18 protein-coding genes are annotated in these 17,002 nt (G+C 51.8%); 10 read left to right on the forward strand and 8 right to left on the reverse strand.

Going from position 1 to position 17,002, the window contains the following annotated elements; all coding sequences use genetic code 11:
* The first annotated feature begins 71 nt into the window (after positions 1-71).
* Positions 72-1,301 carry a DUF418 domain-containing protein gene (locus MHH48_RS33055; protein WP_076323875.1) on the forward strand — a complete coding sequence of 410 codons (1,230 nt, stop codon included), beginning with the start codon at positions 72-74 and terminating at the stop codon, positions 1,299-1,301.
* Between the two features lie 140 nt (positions 1,302-1,441).
* Positions 1,442-1,747 carry an antibiotic biosynthesis monooxygenase gene (locus tag MHH48_RS33060; protein ID WP_076323874.1) on the forward strand — a complete coding sequence of 102 codons (306 nt, stop codon included), beginning with the start codon at positions 1,442-1,444 and terminating at the stop codon, positions 1,745-1,747.
* Between the two features lie 120 nt (positions 1,748-1,867).
* Here the strand turns inward: MHH48_RS33060 and MHH48_RS33065 are convergent, their stop codons facing one another.
* The gene (locus MHH48_RS33065) at positions 1,868-2,044 is read right to left on the reverse strand and encodes a hypothetical protein (protein WP_179090657.1); all 177 of its coding nucleotides are present in this window, start codon (positions 2,042-2,044) and stop codon (positions 1,868-1,870) included.
* Positions 2,045-2,136: 92 nt separating this feature from the next.
* On the opposite strand from MHH48_RS33065, the gene MHH48_RS33070 reads away from it, so the two are divergent.
* Positions 2,137-2,268 (forward strand): DUF4023 domain-containing protein, encoded by a 132-nt coding sequence (locus MHH48_RS33070; protein ID WP_076323873.1) that lies wholly within the window; start codon positions 2,137-2,139, stop codon positions 2,266-2,268.
* 91 nt (positions 2,269-2,359) lie between these two features.
* On the opposite strand, the gene MHH48_RS33075 is transcribed toward MHH48_RS33070, so the two are convergent.
* From MHH48_RS33075 to MHH48_RS33095, 5 genes are all read right to left on the reverse strand, one after another.
* The gene (locus tag MHH48_RS33075) at positions 2,360-2,701 is read right to left on the reverse strand and encodes a DUF1801 domain-containing protein (protein WP_076323872.1); all 342 of its coding nucleotides are present in this window, start codon (positions 2,699-2,701) and stop codon (positions 2,360-2,362) included.
* 38 nt (positions 2,702-2,739) lie between these two features.
* The gene (locus MHH48_RS33080; protein ID WP_076323871.1) at positions 2,740-3,138 is read right to left on the reverse strand and encodes a VOC family protein; all 399 of its coding nucleotides are present in this window, start codon (positions 3,136-3,138) and stop codon (positions 2,740-2,742) included.
* A gap of 120 nt (positions 3,139-3,258) precedes the next feature.
* Entirely contained in the window at positions 3,259-4,521 is a 1,263-nt protein-coding gene (locus MHH48_RS33085; protein WP_076323870.1) for an RNA polymerase sigma factor, read from the reverse strand.
* Positions 4,521-4,952, reverse strand: coding sequence for a YciI family protein (locus MHH48_RS33090; protein WP_076323869.1), 432 nt, complete (start codon positions 4,950-4,952; stop codon positions 4,521-4,523). Before MHH48_RS33090 ends, MHH48_RS33085 begins: the two co-directional genes overlap by 1 nt.
* A gap of 251 nt (positions 4,953-5,203) precedes the next feature.
* Positions 5,204-5,761: a CGNR zinc finger domain-containing protein gene (locus MHH48_RS33095; protein WP_076323868.1), complete on the reverse strand. Its 558-nt coding sequence runs from the start codon at positions 5,759-5,761 to the stop codon at positions 5,204-5,206.
* Between the two features lie 198 nt (positions 5,762-5,959).
* On the opposite strand from MHH48_RS33095, the gene MHH48_RS33100 reads away from it, so the two are divergent.
* Both MHH48_RS33100 and MHH48_RS33105 read left to right on the forward strand, forming a co-directional pair.
* A complete protein-coding gene (locus MHH48_RS33100) occupies positions 5,960-7,129 on the forward strand; it encodes an epoxide hydrolase (protein WP_076323867.1) in 1,170 nt (389 codons plus the stop codon).
* A gap of 82 nt (positions 7,130-7,211) precedes the next feature.
* Positions 7,212-7,766: a DNA topology modulation protein FlaR gene (locus MHH48_RS33105; RefSeq protein ID WP_076323866.1), complete on the forward strand. Its 555-nt coding sequence runs from the start codon at positions 7,212-7,214 to the stop codon at positions 7,764-7,766.
* Between the two features lie 17 nt (positions 7,767-7,783).
* Here the strand turns inward: MHH48_RS33105 and cysK are convergent, their stop codons facing one another.
* On the reverse strand, positions 7,784-8,698 hold the full coding sequence (gene cysK / locus MHH48_RS33110; RefSeq protein ID WP_076323865.1) for a cysteine synthase A: 915 nt from the start codon (positions 8,696-8,698) through the stop codon (positions 7,784-7,786).
* A 364-nt stretch (positions 8,699-9,062) separates the two neighbouring features.
* On the opposite strand from cysK, the gene MHH48_RS33115 reads away from it, so the two are divergent.
* The 5 genes from MHH48_RS33115 to MHH48_RS33135 all read left to right on the forward strand — a co-directional run bounded on the left by MHH48_RS33115 (position 9,063) and on the right by MHH48_RS33135 (position 15,806).
* Positions 9,063-9,920, forward strand: coding sequence for a ligase (locus tag MHH48_RS33115; protein WP_076323864.1), 858 nt, complete (start codon positions 9,063-9,065; stop codon positions 9,918-9,920).
* Between the two features lie 176 nt (positions 9,921-10,096).
* Positions 10,097-11,722 (forward strand): alkaline phosphatase PhoX, encoded by a 1,626-nt coding sequence (locus MHH48_RS33120; RefSeq protein ID WP_076324077.1) that lies wholly within the window; start codon positions 10,097-10,099, stop codon positions 11,720-11,722.
* A 24-nt stretch (positions 11,723-11,746) separates the two neighbouring features.
* Entirely contained in the window at positions 11,747-11,968 is a 222-nt protein-coding gene (gene tatA, locus MHH48_RS33125) for a twin-arginine translocase TatA/TatE family subunit (RefSeq protein ID WP_015737862.1), read from the forward strand.
* 37 nt (positions 11,969-12,005) lie between these two features.
* On the forward strand, positions 12,006-12,698 hold the full coding sequence (tatC, locus tag MHH48_RS33130; protein WP_339273727.1) for a twin-arginine translocase subunit TatC: 693 nt from the start codon (positions 12,006-12,008) through the stop codon (positions 12,696-12,698).
* A gap of 807 nt (positions 12,699-13,505) precedes the next feature.
* Positions 13,506-15,806 carry a helix-turn-helix domain-containing protein gene (locus MHH48_RS33135; RefSeq protein WP_076323861.1) on the forward strand — a complete coding sequence of 767 codons (2,301 nt, stop codon included), beginning with the start codon at positions 13,506-13,508 and terminating at the stop codon, positions 15,804-15,806.
* 148 nt (positions 15,807-15,954) lie between these two features.
* Here the strand turns inward: MHH48_RS33135 and MHH48_RS33140 are convergent, their stop codons facing one another.
* Positions 15,955-17,001 (reverse strand): glycoside hydrolase family 18 protein, encoded by a 1,047-nt coding sequence (locus tag MHH48_RS33140; RefSeq protein WP_076323860.1) that lies wholly within the window; start codon positions 16,999-17,001, stop codon positions 15,955-15,957.
* Position 17,002 lies beyond the last annotated feature (1 nt).

Here is a 17,002-nt window from a genome sequence, read left to right on the forward strand (position 1 = left end):
AGAAAAAGTTAGGATGCCGTTTCCGAGTTATTTCATTTCGAGCTTTATACTTGGTGTCAGAGGTGATTGATATGAATTCAAATAAACGTTCCACGGCCGTGGATGCGATTCGCGGCTTGAGCTTGCTCGGCATCCTGATGGCCAATATGCTTATTTTTCAATACGGCATGTTCGGCAAAGACGAGCTGCATCTCTTCCAGCCATCCACGCTGGATCTGATCAGCCATGACATGCTGAAAGTATTCGTAGAGGGCAGCTTCATGCCGATCTTTACGTTCCTGTTCGGTTACAGCATGATTAAAATGCGGGAAAGCCTGATTGGCAAAGGGCTTAAATATGGCCGCAGCTTCTTCCGCAGGTCCGTGCTGCTGATCATTCTCGGCTGGCTGCATTCCACATTCATCTGGGAAGGCGATATTCTGTTGTTTTACGGAGCGATCGGGCTTTTCCTGTTACTATTTGTGAAACGGAAGGCCAAAACGATCTTGATTTGGGGCATCCTCGTCCTGACGCTGTTTGCCATCTTCGGATATGGCTCCATGGAGCCTGCGACAGGTGAAACAGAGCGCATGGAGAATTATGTGAAACAATCTATTGAGGTCTACGGCAACGGTACGTTCAGCGAGATCGTAAACTTTCGTTCAACTGAGGAAATGCCCATCGACCTTCCGGACTGGTTGATGCTGCTGGTCATTCTGATTGCCCCACTGATGAGCGCGCCGATGTTCCTATTTGGTATGGTCGCAGCCAAGCGCGGGCGCTTCCTTCATCCTTCCAAGGAGATCAAGCTGTATCTAAGATGGTCTCTACTCGTTCCGGTCGGGCTTGGTCTAAAGACCGCCGGGGTTATGCTCGGGTCGACCGACAACTGGAGCGGCGTCTTCACGATGATTGGCGGACCTTTGCTCGCGCTGGGCTATATCCATCTGTTCGCCTCCCTATACGCCTTCTCGTCTAAACAATCGGTTATCATCCGGGCGTTTGAAGCGGTTGGACGGATGTCGCTAACCAACTATCTGACGCAAAGCGTTGTATGCGTATTGATATTCTACGGATTCGGGCTGGGCATGTTCGGCAAGCTCGGTGTGCTGCAAGGAGCGCTGCTGGCGATCCTGATCTATGCTGTACTGGCAACGGGCAGCCTGCTCTGGTTGAAACGATTCCACGGCGGCCCAATTGAACGGCTGCTGCGCATCGGCACCTACTGGTCGTGGAGCGGCAGGGCGAAACCCAAAGCCATGACGCCAACTGCCGCCATCCCTACCGCAGAGTTTCCGGCAGAAGGTCCTCCAGCGACCTGAGTATTCCATGCTTTTTTCGGCATAAAGCACAGTTCCTCCCAAGATGAAATCAGAATGCTCGTTCATGTATAATGGACATACATGCAAGGGGCTAGACATTACTGGAATGTATCCGGTCATCACCGAAGGAGGAATCAAGCATGCTGGTTGTTACAAACTCGATTAAGGTTAAACCGGGCTTCGGACAAGAAATTGCGCAGCGATTCGCTGAAGCGAAGGGCGTGCAGGACATTGAGGGATTCGTGCGGATGGAAGTATGGCACGAAGCCAAAGAAGGCGCAGAGGCTGAGGAACTGAAGGTCTCTACGGTATGGGAAGACGAGGAGGCCTTCAAACGCTGGACTTCCAGCGAATCATTCCGGCAATCCCACGGTCAGGGCCGCAACGAGAATATTTTGGGCGCTTCCTTGAACAAATATGAGCTGTTGATCAGTCATAAAAAGTAATCAAACAGCATAAATACCCCGCCCGGGCGTTTGCCTGTGGCAGGGTATTTTTTTGCCGTGATATGACAGATACCTTCTCCATTTCGTTCGCGATCCCTATGAAACCAAAAAAGACATACCTCAGGGCCCCTGATCGTTTATCGCGTACCCCGGCAGCAATTCAGGGTTGTGGGAGCGCCCCAACTCGACCATGTACGTGTTCAGGTCGCTCAACTCGGGACCCGCCAGTATATACGATTGTCCATCCACCTCAAACTCGTTCGCCAAGCGAACCTCCCGCTCACCATCCATATCCATTCCAAAGTCACCAAATATGATCACGACGAAATGGTTATATTAAGCACGATCAGGCAAGGCCATACATTCTGAGCAAAAGGAGCTTACGTCATATGGAAAGCACGCACGATTTTGTGGAAAAAATGAACGAGAATGCGGAGAAGGCCCGTCGCAACAAAGAGAATCACGGCAAAGGAACGCCAAGCGACAAGCTGCCGGGCAAGCAGCACAGCACCAAGAAGTAGAATGACGCATGCCGCGATCCTCACAGGATCGCGGCTATTGATATCAGGAGCGCTTCGAACCGGTTATCCGCGCTTCCCTATTACATATGATTTAAAGTCCGCTGGATGCCTGCTTCAGCAAGGATCCGAGCGCTTCATAATCGACCTGCTGCCCTGACGAGATTTTGATGGTTTTTCGTTCAGGCGGTCCCTCGAACAGCGTCTCGGGCCAATCCAGCCCATCCGCATTGAAAATCGTAAAGCTCACGGCGCTCTTCGCGACGCTGATCACCGCCGCATATTTTCCATTCTTCAGAAAATGGGGCTTTTTATATTGAAGCCGTTCCGAAACGTCCGGGATCGTGCTGTGCACGAGCTCCCGAAGCCGCTCGCTGACTTCCACCTTCCAGGTATCACTGATCGCTGCAATGTAATCCGTTACTTCTTGATTCATCTTATTGGCTCCTTCTTTATCATATAGTATTTTTCAGCTTAGCCCTGATGAACCATCTGCCAGGTCATGCCGTATCGGTCCACCACTTCACCGTAGTAGGCTCCCCAAGGCTGCAGGGCAAACGGATATTTCTCGGTACCCCCATCGCTGAGATGGCGATAAGCAGCACGGGCATCTTCCTCGTGATCGAACGTGATGGCCAGCCCCATGCTTGTGCTCTTGCCGGTTCCTTGAAAAGCATCTGTGAGGATCAACTGATTGCCGCCAGCCAGTGTTAACGACATGTGCATGACTTTATCCTGATGGGCTTCCGGTATTCCCGGCATGTCTTTGAATGTAGTCAACAAACCGATCTCTCCACCCAGTGCTTGCATGTAAAAATCCGCCTGACCTCTTGCATCCTCGGAAATAATAAAAGGTACCATTTGTGCTTGCATGTTCATCTTCCTCTCGGTTTATTTTTTGTTTTATATCTAAATGACGAATGGGATTTGGCGTAATCGACACATCTTCATATTTTTTTAAAAATTTTTTTAAAAATTTTTCTTCAGCTTATCTTAGGACTCCGCTGACAGGCATTCTGCCGCTCGGTCAAGCAGCAGGGCACGTTCCCTCAGGTTATCCGTCAGCGATGCGGCCAGCTTGAACTCCGCACAGGCTTCGTCCAGACGCCCCAGCTTAAAGAGCAGGTCTCCCCTTACGCTCGGGAGGAGATGGTATCCCTTCAAGGCCGGCTCGCCTCGTAAAACATCCACGATCTCAAGTCCGATCTCCGGACCAAAAGCCATGGAGAGGGCCACGGCCCGGTTCAATTCCACGATGGGCGAAGGAGAAACTTGGGCTAATGCCTCATATAACACGGAGATGCGAATCCAGTCGGTTTCTGCCGCACTGGGCGCTCCGGCATGACATGCGGAGATGGCTGCCTGGACAGCATAAGGCCCGGTCATTCCACCCAACCGCTCGATCCGTTCCAGAGCGGCAAAACCGCGCCGAATCAATAAATAATCCCACAAGGCCCGATTCTGATCCATGAGCAGGACAGGCTCCCCCTCCGCGTTGACCCGGGACTTGAATCTAGAGGATTGAAATTCCATTAACGCAACCAAACCATGCACCTCGGCCTCCGTCGGGGCGATCTCTGCCAGCACCCGCCCAATCCGAAGCGCTTCCTGACACAGCAGCGGGCGAATCCACTGGCTGCCGGATGAAGCTGCATACCCCTCATTAAACATGAGATAGATGACCTCAAGAACCGATGACAATCGCGGTTTAAGCTCGGCTCCCTGAGGAATCTCGAATGCCACCCGGGTCGCCGACAGCGTCCGTTTGGCACGAACGATTCGCTGCGCGATCGTCGGTTCAGGCACAAGATAAGCGTGGGCAATCTCCGCCGTCGTTAATCCGCCAAGCAAGCGCAGCGTCAGAGCCACCCGCGCTTCAGGGGAAAGAACCGGATGACAGGTCATGAAGATCAGCCGCAGAAGATCGTCGTTCACTTCCCCCGGCTCCGGTACCTGAATATCCGAATCTATCCGGGAGTCCATTTCACGTCCCAACAGCTCATACTTCTGATCGCGTACCTTATTCCGGCGCAGCAGGTCCAGCGCTTTGCGCTTCGCAGCGGTCATGAGCCATCCACCGGGATTATCCGGTATGCCGTCTATCGGCCAGCGTTCCAGCGCAGCGATAAGCGCATCCTGAGCAAGATCCTCGGCGATACCGACGTCACGAACCATGCGAGTCAGGTAGGCAATGATTTTGGAGGATTCGATTCTCCAGATGGCATCGATCGTGCGATGGGTATCTGCTCCTGACATTACGGATTCTGCCTTTGGATGTGTTCACGCATTTCGTATTGTTTAGCCTGCGCTTCCGGGTCCTGCGTTAAGTCAGTCGGTTCAAACACCTGACGGAGCTCGATCTGGCCCGCACCGAAGCCGTGTGGATCCGGCATGCGTTTAGCCCACTCTATCGCCTCTTCCCTCGTCTTCACTTCGATCAAGGTATACCCCGCGATCAGTTCCTTCGCTTCCGTAAAGGGACCATCGGTAATTTTCGGCTTGCCCCCGGGCTCCGGATAAGATATCCGGATAGCGCCCGAACTTGGATGGAGCCCATCGGCGGCAAGCAGCACGCCCGCTCTGGCCAGCTCCATGTTGTACCTCATCATGGCATCCAACTGCTCTGCGCTTGGCAATACACCTGCCTCGGAATCCTCGGTTGCCCTTACAATCATCATAAATCTCATTCTTATTCCCTCCTGGTTCTCGAGACTATCTTGAATTTTCGTTCTATGCTTAATCAACGAATAGAAAATGCTCTAATCGACAAAGACATCAACATTTTTCAAAAAATAATAGGTTACAATCATTTCGTTACTGAATCGTTTATTCCTGTTTGAATGATTCGGCTCCATAAAAAAAAAAAAACCAACCAAGGCAAACGCTTGATGGGTCTTTGGAGTTGGACTTGATTCAAACCTGGTCCCATGGCTGCGGTTCATCCCATGGACTTGCTTCGCTCCCGATATGTTTTATTCTTCGCCCGATTGCCGCAGGCTTTCATCGAGCACCATTTCCCCGTTCCCGGCCTCGAGCGGTCAACGAATACCCACCGACAATCGTCGGCAGTACACACTCTCAATCTGCCCCACATATTCTTTTCACGAAGCCGAAATACCAGAATCAACAGCCGGGCCATCCCACCTCTTCCCTGTGTATCCACTGGCTCCATGGTGTCTGCGGTCTCACCAAAGCGATAAAAGAACCGGAACCGTCCGGCTACACGGTTTAACGCTTGGAAGCCAGCTTCCTGATGATCATGTATATTATTCGGAATAGCTGCTCTTAAGCCGCCCCGCAGCTCGCGGGCCAAAGCCAGATCCTCTTCAGATACGGTGTCCTGTTCCAGAATAAAGCCGTTTTTTAACAGCCACATGTGCAGCTCCTGCGCAGTCTGGAGCAGCTCCAAACCCGGATCTCCTTCATATCGCATGCGTTTATCATGGGTATTGATAAAATCCGCGATGATTTCGAGTTGATCAAATTCCTGTCCCACAACAAAACAAACCTCCTATTGATTTCTCCAAAACAAACAAGTAAAGTGTATTTATCGGTTAGCTAACCAGTTATATATATTTAACGGTCACTCACAACATTATAAAGAAGCCCCTTGTCTCCATTTATCTTTCTACCTACCGCAAAATTTGTTGTCATCAGTATACCAGACTCCCATTCTTTCCAAGAGGTGAAACGAATGAAGATCCAACCGTTTTCTTTTCAAATCGAGCCAGCTGCCCTCGATGATTTATATCGGCGCCTGGACATGACCCGATGGCCTGACGAAATCCCCGGCGGACAATGGGATTATGGAATTCCCCTTGATTTCATGAAGGATATGGCCGCCTACTGGAGGCATGAGTTCGATTGGGGAGCCTTCCAGCGCTCCATTCATACCTTTCCGAATTATATCGCTGAAATCGATGGAGTCGACATTCACTTCATACATATTAAGGGCAGCGGCGAGCACCCCATCCCGCTCCTCATTGCTCACGGTTGGCCCAGCTCCTTCTATGAAATGCTGGAGCTTATCCCTTACCTTACCAATCCTGAGCAATTTGGCGGCCATGAGGAAGATTCCTTCGACGTTGTCATCCCATCGATCCCGGGTCATGGATTCTCAGGTATAGAACTGCGACCGGGCTTTGAAGATCGCCAGGCGGGGGAACTGCTTATGAAACTCATGACAGAACTCGGTTACGAACGATTCGGTGCACACGGCTATGATATCGGAGCCAGCATTCTGGGACTCATGTGTCTCGACCATCCCGACCGTTTCATCGGCTATCACACCACATCGCCAGGGAATCCCAGTCCCTATCTGGATTCGAACTCAACGCTTTCAGCCGAGGAGGCCGAGTTCCTCGACTATCAGAAGCAATGGGGACGCGAGGAGGGCGCTTACGCCCATATTCTGGGCACACGGCCGCAGACGGCAGCTTATGGATTGCATGATTCACCCGTAGCGCTGGCCGCGTTCATTCTGGAAAAATGGCACTACTGGACATCTCCCGAGGATGGCGATGTGTTGCAGCATTTCAACAAGGCGCAGCTCATGGCCAACGTCTCCATCTACTGGTTAACCCAGAGCATCAACGCCTCGAACCGCTATTATTATGAAGGCAAGCATACGAGGTGGCCGGGGCCCAAAGAAAGTTCACCTGTACCGCATGGTGTCACCTTAAGTGCTCAGCGGAACGAGCGTCCTCCCCGATCATATGTAGAACGGATCTTCCCGAATGTGATCCACTGGAAGGATCTAAATGCTGGTGGGCACTTCATTGCAGCAGAACAACCGGCCTGGATTGCTGAGCAAATCATGGCTTTCTTCAAGTTGCTCCGCGATTCGCCGCAGGATGTTGTGTAATTTTACGAATAATAGGACAGGAGATCACCGCATCGGTACCGAAATAAGTAGCTACCATTTCTCATGAATGCGGTGATCTCCTATGGTAACTAACATTCCGAACCGGATCCATATTATCGGCTCCGTCGGAAGCGGAAAAACGACACTCGCCAGGACGCTGTCCGCCCAGTTCCACATTCCTTATTACGAGCTCGACAATGTGGTGTGGGAGCGAGCCGAGCCGGATGATATTCGGAGGAGCGATGCGGACCGGGATGCGATGTTAATAAGCATCATCAACACGAAATGCTGGATCATCGAAGGCGCTCACCTTAAATGGGTCAGCCCCAGCTTCCGCCGTGCAGATCTTATCATATTCCTGAACCCGTCCTACTCCACAATAACCTACCGGATCATTACAAGGTTCATCAAGCAGCGACTGCGACTTGAACAGGCGCATTATACACCCAACTGGGACATGTTCAAAAAGATGTTCGAATGGAGCGCCGCGTTTCAGCGGGAAGGCAGATATCAGATTCAGGATACGCTCGAAGATTATCCCGGCAAAGTGATCGTCGTGAAGAGTCATCGACAACTCATGCAGCAGCTTAAGCAGTGGATACCCTCCATAGAACACCAAGAAAGGACCTCCGGTTAGCCGGAGGTCCTTCTCACTTAGAAAATATCCATGCTCAAATACCGCTCTCCCGTATCCGGAGCAATACAGATAACCCGCTTCCCTTCCCCCAGCCGCTTCGCTACGTGAAGAGCAGCGAATACCGATGCGCCGGAGGACGGCCCCACCAGAATTCCTTCCCTGCGAGCCAAATCCCGCACCGTTTGCAACGCATCCTCGTCGGCGATCTGGATGATCTCATCATATACGCTCGTATTCAGAATCTTCGGTACAAAACCCGGGCTCGTGCCCACTAGCTTGTGCGGTCCAGGCTTTCCGCCGGAGAGCACAGGCGAGCCCTTCGGCTCGACTACCGCGATATGCAGATTCGGCAGGGACTTCCTCAGCTCTTCCCCGGTACCGGTTACGGTGCCGCCCGTTCCCGCCGTTGCCACGAAGGCATCCAGCCGCCCTTCCATCTGCCCCAAAATTTCCGGCGCTGTCGTCAACCTGTGAATGTCTGGGTTGGCCGCATTCTCAAACTGCTGCGGAATGAAGCTGCCGGGAATCTGCTCCCTGAGCTCAAGCGCTTTGGCAATGGAACCCGGCATGCGCTCGCTGCTCGGTGTCAGCACGACCTCCGCGCCGTACGCCTTCAATATATTTATCCGTTCCTTGGACATGTTGTCCGGCATAATCAGGATAGCGCGGTAACCCTTAGCGGCTGCTATCATCGCCAGGCCAATGCCCGTGTTCCCGCTCGTTGGCTCAATAATGGTACCGCCTGGTTGGAGTAATCCTTGCTCCTCTGCGGTATGAATCAGATTGTACGCCGCCCGATCCTTCACGCTGCCGGAAGGATTGAATCTCTCAAGCTTTACATAGACATCAGCAGACCCTTCAGGCACTAGCCGCTGAAGTTTCACCATTGGCGTCTGACCGATCATATCAACTACACTATTATAAATCTCCATGATGTTGATGCTCTCCTTTATATAGGAAGTGAAATCATTCTCCACTAAACCAAATTACTCACAAAGACAATAAACTTACTCGGATTATAACAAAAATGTCGATCAACGTACATCCACAGAAGACGGACCGCAGTTAGAAGAAGTTTTTCTTTGCGATATCAGGAGGTCACGAGCCTCGAAGTTTATACTTTCTGATATCTAAACAAAAACGTTGAAGGTTCCCGACTCATAAGGCGAGGCTCGCCGCTTCAGTATGAATTTATGGTATGCTGTTCAAAGAAAATAACGATCGGGCTCCCCCTCGGAAGACAAACCCTTCCATGGTCTATGCACGATCCACGTATAAGAGGAGGCGCAAGAAAGCGTGAATATTCCGCTGTCACTACCTGAAGATCAACCCGTCCTGCTGCTCGACCGGACCCATGATTTATCGCATCAGGACGTGCTGTACCATTTTGCGCTGGACGAGCTCCTATGCAGGCTGACCGGAGATGGCGGGCCGGCCGTCTGCCATCTGTGGCGGCATCCGCGCGCTTTTGTCATGGGCGTGCGCGACAGCCGCCTCCCCCATGCACCGCAAGGGGTAGCCATGCTTCGTTCCCTCGGCTATGACACCGCCGTCCGCCATTCGGGCGGTGCTGCGGTTCCCTTAGACGCTGGCGTGGTGAACCTGTCCCTCATCCTCCCCTTTTCCTCTACGGGACCGGCGCCTGACTTTCATCAGGACTTTGAGATCATGGTGGAGCTGATCCGGGAGGCCCTCCGCTGCACCGGACAGAACGTAGATACCGGCGAAATTGCTGGCGCCTTCTGTCCCGGAACGTTCGATCTAAGCATAGGTGGCCTTAAATTTTGCGGCATTGCCCAGCGGCGGCAACGTAAAGCCTTCATTATCCAGGCTTTTATCATCGCCGAAGGTTCAGGCAGCGAGCGCGCCCGGCTGGTTCGTTCCTTCTATGATATTGCCGCTGCGGGTGCAGACCCCAAGCAATATCCTCTAGTAGAAGCTAACAGCACCGCCAGTCTTGAAGAGCTTACGAACATCGGCACCGGCCAGAACACCGTCCACCCATTTATAATCGCTGTAAAAGAAGTCATCCGCAGCTGGCAGTCAGGCATGGAGCTGACAGAAGCCGCTTCCAGGTTTACGATGCCAGGCTCTGAGGAGATTCGTGTCATGGCCGAACAGATGCGGCAGCGCTACAAAGGCAACTTAATATGATTATGTATAGTCTCCGCAAGTCCAGCCATGTTCAGGGGCGCCGCTAGACGCCCCCTCCAAGATGACTTTATTTTTACAATTCCACCATTCACCGATGATATTCCCTTAACACTTCCCCTATAAACTTGTCCTGATGGCAATTTATACATTAGGGGTGGATAAGCTTGAGTAAAACGATGGATCGCAAAACGTTTCTGTCTTATCTGGGTACTGGCGCAACCGCATTGGCAGCCGCTTCCGCAGGCTTAGGTGTATTGGAAGGGAAGGCTTCGGCCATGTCCGGAACCGCAAATCATCTGTTCGGATTCAAAACGAATCGGGTCAGCGGTTACTTCGAACCAATTGAACCAACCAAAGCAGACCAGCTCGTCCTGCCTAAAAACTTTAAATATGATGTCATTGCGGCTTTTGATGACGTGATCAATCCGGCTGGCGAAAAATTCGGCTCCGGCTGTGATTACAACGCATTTTTCCCGCTTAAGGGCTCCAATGTCCGCGGCCTTCTGGTCAACAATCATGAATACTCCACCATCTTCTCCATCGGTCCTGTAAAGGATGGGAAGATGACGGCGGATCAAATCCATAAAAACCTGTATTACCAAGGTATGTCGGTCATCGAAGTATACCGTGATGAGAAGGGTGTGTGGAAAATGGACACCACCTCCACCCATGCCCGCCGTATCAACGGCTTCAGCAAATTCGATATCACCGGCCCGGCCAAAGGCATCCCTGCCCTGAAAGGCGCAACGACCGCTACCGGCACGTTTGCCAACTGCTCCGGCGGCGTAACGCTTTGGAACACGGTCTTATCTTGCGAGGAGAACTTCGAGGACACCGCGGCAGTCTCTAACCTGCCGGATACGCATTACGGCTGGGTCGTTGAGGTCGATCCGTTCGATAAATCCTTCCTGAAGAAGCACACCGCCCTCGGCAGATTTAATCATGAGAATACCGCGATGGGCCTTGCCGCAGACGGCCGGATCGTTGTCTATATGGGCGACGACAAGAAGGATGCCTGCGTCTATAAGTTCATTAGCAAAAGCAAATATGATAAAAGCAAAGGCCGCGCTAACTCCGCGCTTCTGGAAGACGGAACCCTGTACGTGGCCAACCTGAAGTCGGGCAAATGGCAGCCAGTCACCCTGGAGGCCGTAACCAAGGCCGCCGCAGAGGATAAAGAGGCCCAAGCCAAATTCAAGTCCCAAGGCGATGTTGTCACTTACTGCCAGGAAGCTGCGCGTCTTGTCGGCGGAACACCAACGGACCGTCCGGAGGACATCGAAATCTCGCCGTTTGATAACACCGTGTTTATCTGCCATACGAACAACGACAATCACGGCAACATCCACGGTCATATCACGCGTATCTTTGAAGCGGGCAACGATCTGGCCGCCATGGAGTTCGACTTTGAGATCTTTGCTGCAGGTGGACGCCAATCCGGATTCAGCTCGCCGGACAACCTCGCGTTCGACTCGAACGGCGATCTGTGGGTCGTGACGGATATCTCCAGCAGCAGCCAGAACAAAGGCGTTCACAAACCCTTTATGAACAACGGACTGTTTGTGATTCCAACAAGCGGGCCGGAACAAGGGGTCGCGCTGCAATTCGCCTCCGGTCCGGTGGAATCCGAGCTTACAGGTCCTTTCTTCACACCCGATGAGCAGACGCTCTTCCTATCCGTTCAACACCCGGGCGAGAATACGGAGGACCTCAGCAAACCAACCAGCACATGGCCTCACCGCTCCGGTGAAAACATGGCGCGCTGCGCCGTCGTGGCCATTAGCGGCTTCAAACTGGAGTAATACCAATCGAAAGGAGCGAGGATCATGCCGTTTGGCAACATCGGAATCGGTGGTTTAATTCTTATTTTGATTATCGCACTCATCATATTCGGTCCATCCAAGCTTCCTGAGCTCGGTCGCGCTTTCGGGCGGACCTTAAGCGAATTCAAGGGCGCAACCCGTGGCTTGATGAACGGAGACGACGAGAATGGAAAAAAAGACGATGCTCCGCAAACTGCTGCAGCGGTCGATAAGCAGCACAGCTAATCCGAACGACCAGAGCGCGATCGAGCATCTGGAAGAAATGCGGAAGCGCCTGATCCGCACCCTGATTGCGTTTCTCGTCGCAATGGTGGCTGCCTTCATCTACGTCGAGAAGATCTACCACTGGCTGGTACGAGGCATGGACAAACAGCTCGTTCTGCTCGGTCCCTCCGAAGTCATGTGGGTATATATGATCATTGCAGGCGTTGTGGCCGTAACCGTCACGCTTCCCATTGCCGCCTATCAAATATGGCGGTTCGTGCAGCCGGCGCTGCCGGATGGGACTCACCGCTCGGCTGTGCTGCTCATTCCCGTGATCAGCGTATTATTTATTGCCGGCATCTGCTTCGGATACTTCGTGCTGTTCCCGATGGTGCTGCAGTTCATGCAGCGTATGGCCGAAGGCGCATTCCAAACGATGTATACCGCGCAAAAATACTTCACGTTCATGATCCATATGACCGTTCCTTTCGGATTCCTGTTCGAAATGCCCGCCATCGTCGTTTTTCTGACGAAGCTCGGCATCGTGAATCCGCATCGGCTGGCCAAGATGCGCAAATCAGCCTACTTTCTGCTATGTATCGTGGCCGTCACCATCACGCCACCGGATATCATGTCCGATTTGATTGTGATCGTTCCGCTGTTCCTGCTGTACGAAATCAGCGTATCGATCTCCAGATTCATCTATCGCAAGCAGCTGCAGCTCTCTCAAGTGGAGGGCAGCGCAACCTAGTAAGGAACCAATTTCAATGTGTGCACTGCTCCCTGTGCGCACGTTGCGTGGTCCGGTGCATGCTTTTTACGAGATTTGTACGAATAATCATACAAACTAAATGGATAAGAGCTATCGACTCAGAATGTTGTACGAAAAATCGCACAACAGGAAGGCTAATGCCAGCTGTTATACGAGATTTGTACGAGAAATCGCACAAACTGAATGGATAAGAGCTGTCGACTCAGGAATTTGCACGAAAAATCGTACAACAGGAAGGCTAATGCCAACTGTTTTACGAGATTTGCACGAATAATCGTGCAAATACGAGTACGAAGGGATCCTTATAGGAAATTAGAACGAAATTTCGTTCAACCTAAGTACATGTCCGTTTCCCCCGAAATTGGACGAAACTTTATAGAACCCGTGAACTGGACAGCCTCAACATGCAGGTTGTCTGACCTACGGGTTCTTTTTTTTTTTGCAATCCTCCCCTTTACCGATATCTTCGCTTCAACACGTATCCCCCGCTTATTTCGAACCGATTGTTTCGTTATATCCCCCCTCATCTGAGACTTTTGACGTGATTCCATTGTATATTCGAAATGATCCATTGATTTATTAGTCAAGTTCTCCTAGTATTTTTAATAGGGTATCTATTGGCTCGTCATGAATGCTACTGCCTCGGCAGCATTTATGATAGCGCTATCAAATGGCGTAACGCGAAAACACAAATTGCTATTTGAAAACCGTCTCGGTGTGTAGAATGAATTAGTTCCGGCTAAAAACTTAATAATCTAAAATCGTAAAAAACGGGAGGTTGCAGATATGAAATGGAATCACTTCAAGTCCAAGCTTCTGCTTAAATACACACTGTCCTACATCTCCATTTTCCTGATACCTCTTGTTATATTAACCATCATTATTTATCACAATGCCGTGAATACGCTCCGTTCCGAGATCGAGCAGACCAATGTCAATCAATTGACCCAGGCCAAAACTGTCATCGATGAGCGCATGAAAGAATTGCAGGACATCGCCTTTCGCATCGCCTACGATGAGCAGCTGACCCGTTATTGGACTCACCATCCTTACTACAGCCGGGAATCCATCGGGGCCTTGGTCAAATACAAAGCCACCAGCTCCATTATTGATGAATTGTTCCTGTTCTTCCGCGGAGATAACAGCATTTATTCGTCACAGGGATTTGAGAATCTGAATGTCTTCACCGACCGCTACAAATTCAACAGCTGGAACGAAACGGAGATGGTCCGTGATTTAAACTCTGTCCCGATTCCGACCATGCGTCCGGCGGAGCAAGTGGTTCGGGGGACCAAAATCCAAAATTCCATGCTGGCATACCTTGTGCCGATCGCACCTAACAATACGCCCGCCCACGGCACCGTCATGTACCTGATCCATGAGTCCAATCTGACCGGATTGATCGAATCCATCCTCAGCGACTATCATGGAATGACATATATATTCGATAATTACGGACAAGTGCTGGCCGCCAATCACCAAGGCGAAACCATTACCGAGCAGGAAGTCCACGCCCTGTTCGCACTTGAGCCTGGAACGCACAGCCTTTCCTTGAACCAAGAGCCGCATTCGGTTGTATCCGTCAAATCCGATGCGGGTTGGACTTATGTCACCGCAATGCCAAGCAACCAATTTTTCAGCCGTATCGTTCATATTCGTACCTTTGTAATTCTGGTATTCTCCTTCGTTGTAGTGATGGGCACCATTCTTGCCATTATGCTGGCTCGCAGGCAATACCATCCGATTTCAGACTTGATGGAGTTCATCCGCTTGAAGAATGACCCGGAAACGTCCACATCCAGCAACGAGCTGGAATGGATCAAGAAAACGCTGCACGACTACAGCCAGCGCGTCGATCTTCAAGAGCCTTATGCACGGAATCATATTCTGCTCATGCTGCTAAAGCATGGCCATACTGGTGAATTCCCTTCCGAGTTCACCGAGAAGCTGGGCATCCGCTTCAGCCAATCCCATTATTTTGTCGTGACCATGGGCTGGGAGTCGCACGCCCTGCCCATTGGCGACAATCCGGAGCGGCGGCCCGTCATGCAGTTAATGAACGATGTGGAGCTGCCGGCGTTTTCCGCCTATGCTTATGGAGTGGAGCTGCCACAGCCCGATCAGTTGGCCCTCATTGTCGGATTTGATGCCGAAACCGGGCATGATGCGAGCCTTAACGCCCGTATGGAGCCGATCGCCCTGGCCCTGCAATCGATGGCGGGAGAGCACACGGGTGTCTCTCCTGCGATCGGGGTAGGCAACCGCTACAGCTATCCGGAGCAGCTGAATCAATCCTTCATTGAAGCATCAACCGCTTTGGAGGCTTCCATGCTGCACGGACAGGGCAGCAGCACCTTCTTTAACGCTCTTTCCGGTTCCGGCGCACAGGATTCATCCTTCTGGGTCCCTAAGGATGTGCTGCTGAAGCTGGTTCAAAGCTTGAAACAGGGCAGTTATGATGTAGCGGTTCAGATGGTATCCACCGCATTGAATAACCTGAAGACGGAAATGCCGTCCGTACCGCTGCTGCGCTGTATCTGCTTCGATATTCTGAATACGATGCTGAAGACCGCGTCCGAGCTTGGCATCCATCATGTGGTCAATCAGCTTCCACGGGTCACCTCTTATGACTCGCTGGAGGATTTGGAGAAGAAGCTGGCAGGCCTTGCCGCGGAAATCTGCGCCCATGTCGAGGCGAAGAGCGAGACCGAAGAGAGCTCCCTGATGGACGAAATCGTTGCCTTTATCGATGCCAATTTTACGGACTATGACCTCAGCCTGGGCACGATCTCGTCTAAATTCTCCATCTCTTCATCATATTTCAGCCGCTCCTTCAAGGAGAAGATCGGGATGAACTTTACCCAATACATCTGGCAGAAACGAATGGATGAGGTGATCCGGCTGCTGCTGCACACAACCGATCCATTAAAGGATATCATCACCCGGGTCGGTTACCTGGACACGCCGAACTTCATCCGCAAATTCAAGAAAGAGACGGGGTACACGCCCGGTCAATACCGCAAAATGCACAGCAGCAACGGCGCTGCTGATTCGCCGGATGAGGATGACGAAGAGTACACCGGATAACGAATTCGGATGATGGCGAAGAATAGTGAGTCGGTAGCAGTTTTGCCGCAAAAATAGAAACCTCCCCTGAACCGTACCGTTCAGGGGAGGTTTTCGTATGTTTTAAACTCATCCGAGTTATCAGATCCACCGCGACCGCCAGCTGTTCCTATTTCCCGGCCGAGATGCTTTGAAGTCTTTGATGCATAGCGCCCAGCAGGCGATGGGTCGGGTCGCATCCATATTCCCAGAACATGATCCCGGCCAAGCCTTGTTCTTTCACATAATTGCATTTGCACTGAATCGATTCCTCATCGTCATAAGAAATCAAGCTGGAGCCGTTAAAAAGGTACGGCGCACAGGCTTCCTCGTCCCAATAACGAATGTAGCCGTTCTTGTTGATGTACTCCGCAGCCAGCTCGGCAAAGGCCGGACCATAGCCGCCTGTGCTGCCAGCCATTTGATGAAGGCCATGGTTTCGATCCGGCACCTCGTTCCATACACGGGAGTAAAATGCGGCACCGATGACTATCTTCTCCTTCGGGACGCCGGCGCGAACGAACAGGTTCACGGAAGCATCCGTGCTGATTCGGAACAGATCTCCGGTTGACGTGTACAGATTCGTATGATGTCCGGTCAGGACCTGAAACCCGCCTCGCATATCATAGGTCATCAACTGGACAAAATCCAGGTACTGCTGTACCTCGGCCATCTCCGTGCCGTCTACATAGTATTGGTCAGCCCCTGCCGCAATCGTGAGCAGGTAATGCCGGCCATCCCGGGAGCCCTTAGCATCCAGCGCCTCCCGGATCGTCTTCAGCAGCAGGGTGAAATTCCGTTTATCATCCGGACTCGACCCTATGTCGGCTTCACCGTAACATGGATACTCCCAGTCCAGATCGATACCGTCAAAAGGATATTCCTCCAGCACCCGTATGGCGGATGCGGCCATGCGGTCCCTTCCGCCCTCGGTTGAAGCGGCTTCGGAAAAACCACCAGCGCTCCAGCCGCCAACAGACAGAAGTACCGTAAGAGTCGGGTGATCCCGCTTGATGTTCCGGACAACCTCGCCATTCTTCAAATGCTCGGTGGTAATCTCATCGTTCTTGACATGACCGAAGGCTACGTTCAAATGCGTTAATTTCAGCAGATCCTCATGCGTCATGTCGGGAAGAACCGAATCGACGGCGTAACCCGCCACAATATACTTCGTCATT

It is taken from the genome of Paenibacillus sp. FSL F4-0100 (assembly GCF_037993005.1).
Lineage (GTDB): Bacteria > Bacillota > Bacilli > Paenibacillales > Paenibacillaceae > Paenibacillus_AQ.

Bases quoted from the DNA above. Each gene is read 5' to 3' on its own strand.
- MHH48_RS33055 (WP_076323875.1), top strand. From the start codon at position 72: ATGAATTCAAATAAACGTTCCACGGCCGTGGATGCGATTCGCGGCTTG.
- MHH48_RS33060 (WP_076323874.1), top strand. From the start codon at position 1,442: ATGCTGGTTGTTACAAACTCGATTAAGGTTAAACCGGGCTTCGGACAA.
- MHH48_RS33065 (WP_179090657.1), bottom strand. From the start codon at position 2,044: ATGGATATGGATGGTGAGCGGGAGGTTCGCTTGGCGAACGAGTTTGAG.
- MHH48_RS33070 (WP_076323873.1), top strand. From the start codon at position 2,137: ATGGAAAGCACGCACGATTTTGTGGAAAAAATGAACGAGAATGCGGAG.
- MHH48_RS33075 (WP_076323872.1), bottom strand. From the start codon at position 2,701: ATGAATCAAGAAGTAACGGATTACATTGCAGCGATCAGTGATACCTGG.
- MHH48_RS33080 (WP_076323871.1), bottom strand. From the start codon at position 3,138: ATGCAAGCACAAATGGTACCTTTTATTATTTCCGAGGATGCAAGAGGT.
- MHH48_RS33085 (WP_076323870.1), bottom strand. From the start codon at position 4,521: ATGTCAGGAGCAGATACCCATCGCACGATCGATGCCATCTGGAGAATC.
- MHH48_RS33090 (WP_076323869.1), bottom strand. From the start codon at position 4,952: ATGAGATTTATGATGATTGTAAGGGCAACCGAGGATTCCGAGGCAGGT.
- MHH48_RS33100 (WP_076323867.1), top strand. From the start codon at position 5,960: ATGAAGATCCAACCGTTTTCTTTTCAAATCGAGCCAGCTGCCCTCGAT.
- MHH48_RS33105 (WP_076323866.1), top strand. From the start codon at position 7,212: ATGGTAACTAACATTCCGAACCGGATCCATATTATCGGCTCCGTCGGA.
- cysK (WP_076323865.1), bottom strand. From the start codon at position 8,698: ATGGAGATTTATAATAGTGTAGTTGATATGATCGGTCAGACGCCAATG.
- MHH48_RS33120 (WP_076324077.1), top strand. From the start codon at position 10,097: ATGGATCGCAAAACGTTTCTGTCTTATCTGGGTACTGGCGCAACCGCA.
- tatA (WP_015737862.1), top strand. From the start codon at position 11,747: ATGCCGTTTGGCAACATCGGAATCGGTGGTTTAATTCTTATTTTGATT.
- tatC (WP_339273727.1), top strand. From the start codon at position 12,006: ATGCGGAAGCGCCTGATCCGCACCCTGATTGCGTTTCTCGTCGCAATG.
- MHH48_RS33135 (WP_076323861.1), top strand. From the start codon at position 13,506: ATGAAATGGAATCACTTCAAGTCCAAGCTTCTGCTTAAATACACACTG.
- MHH48_RS33140 (WP_076323860.1), bottom strand. From the start codon at position 17,001: ATGACGAAGTATATTGTGGCGGGTTACGCCGTCGATTCGGTTCTTCCC.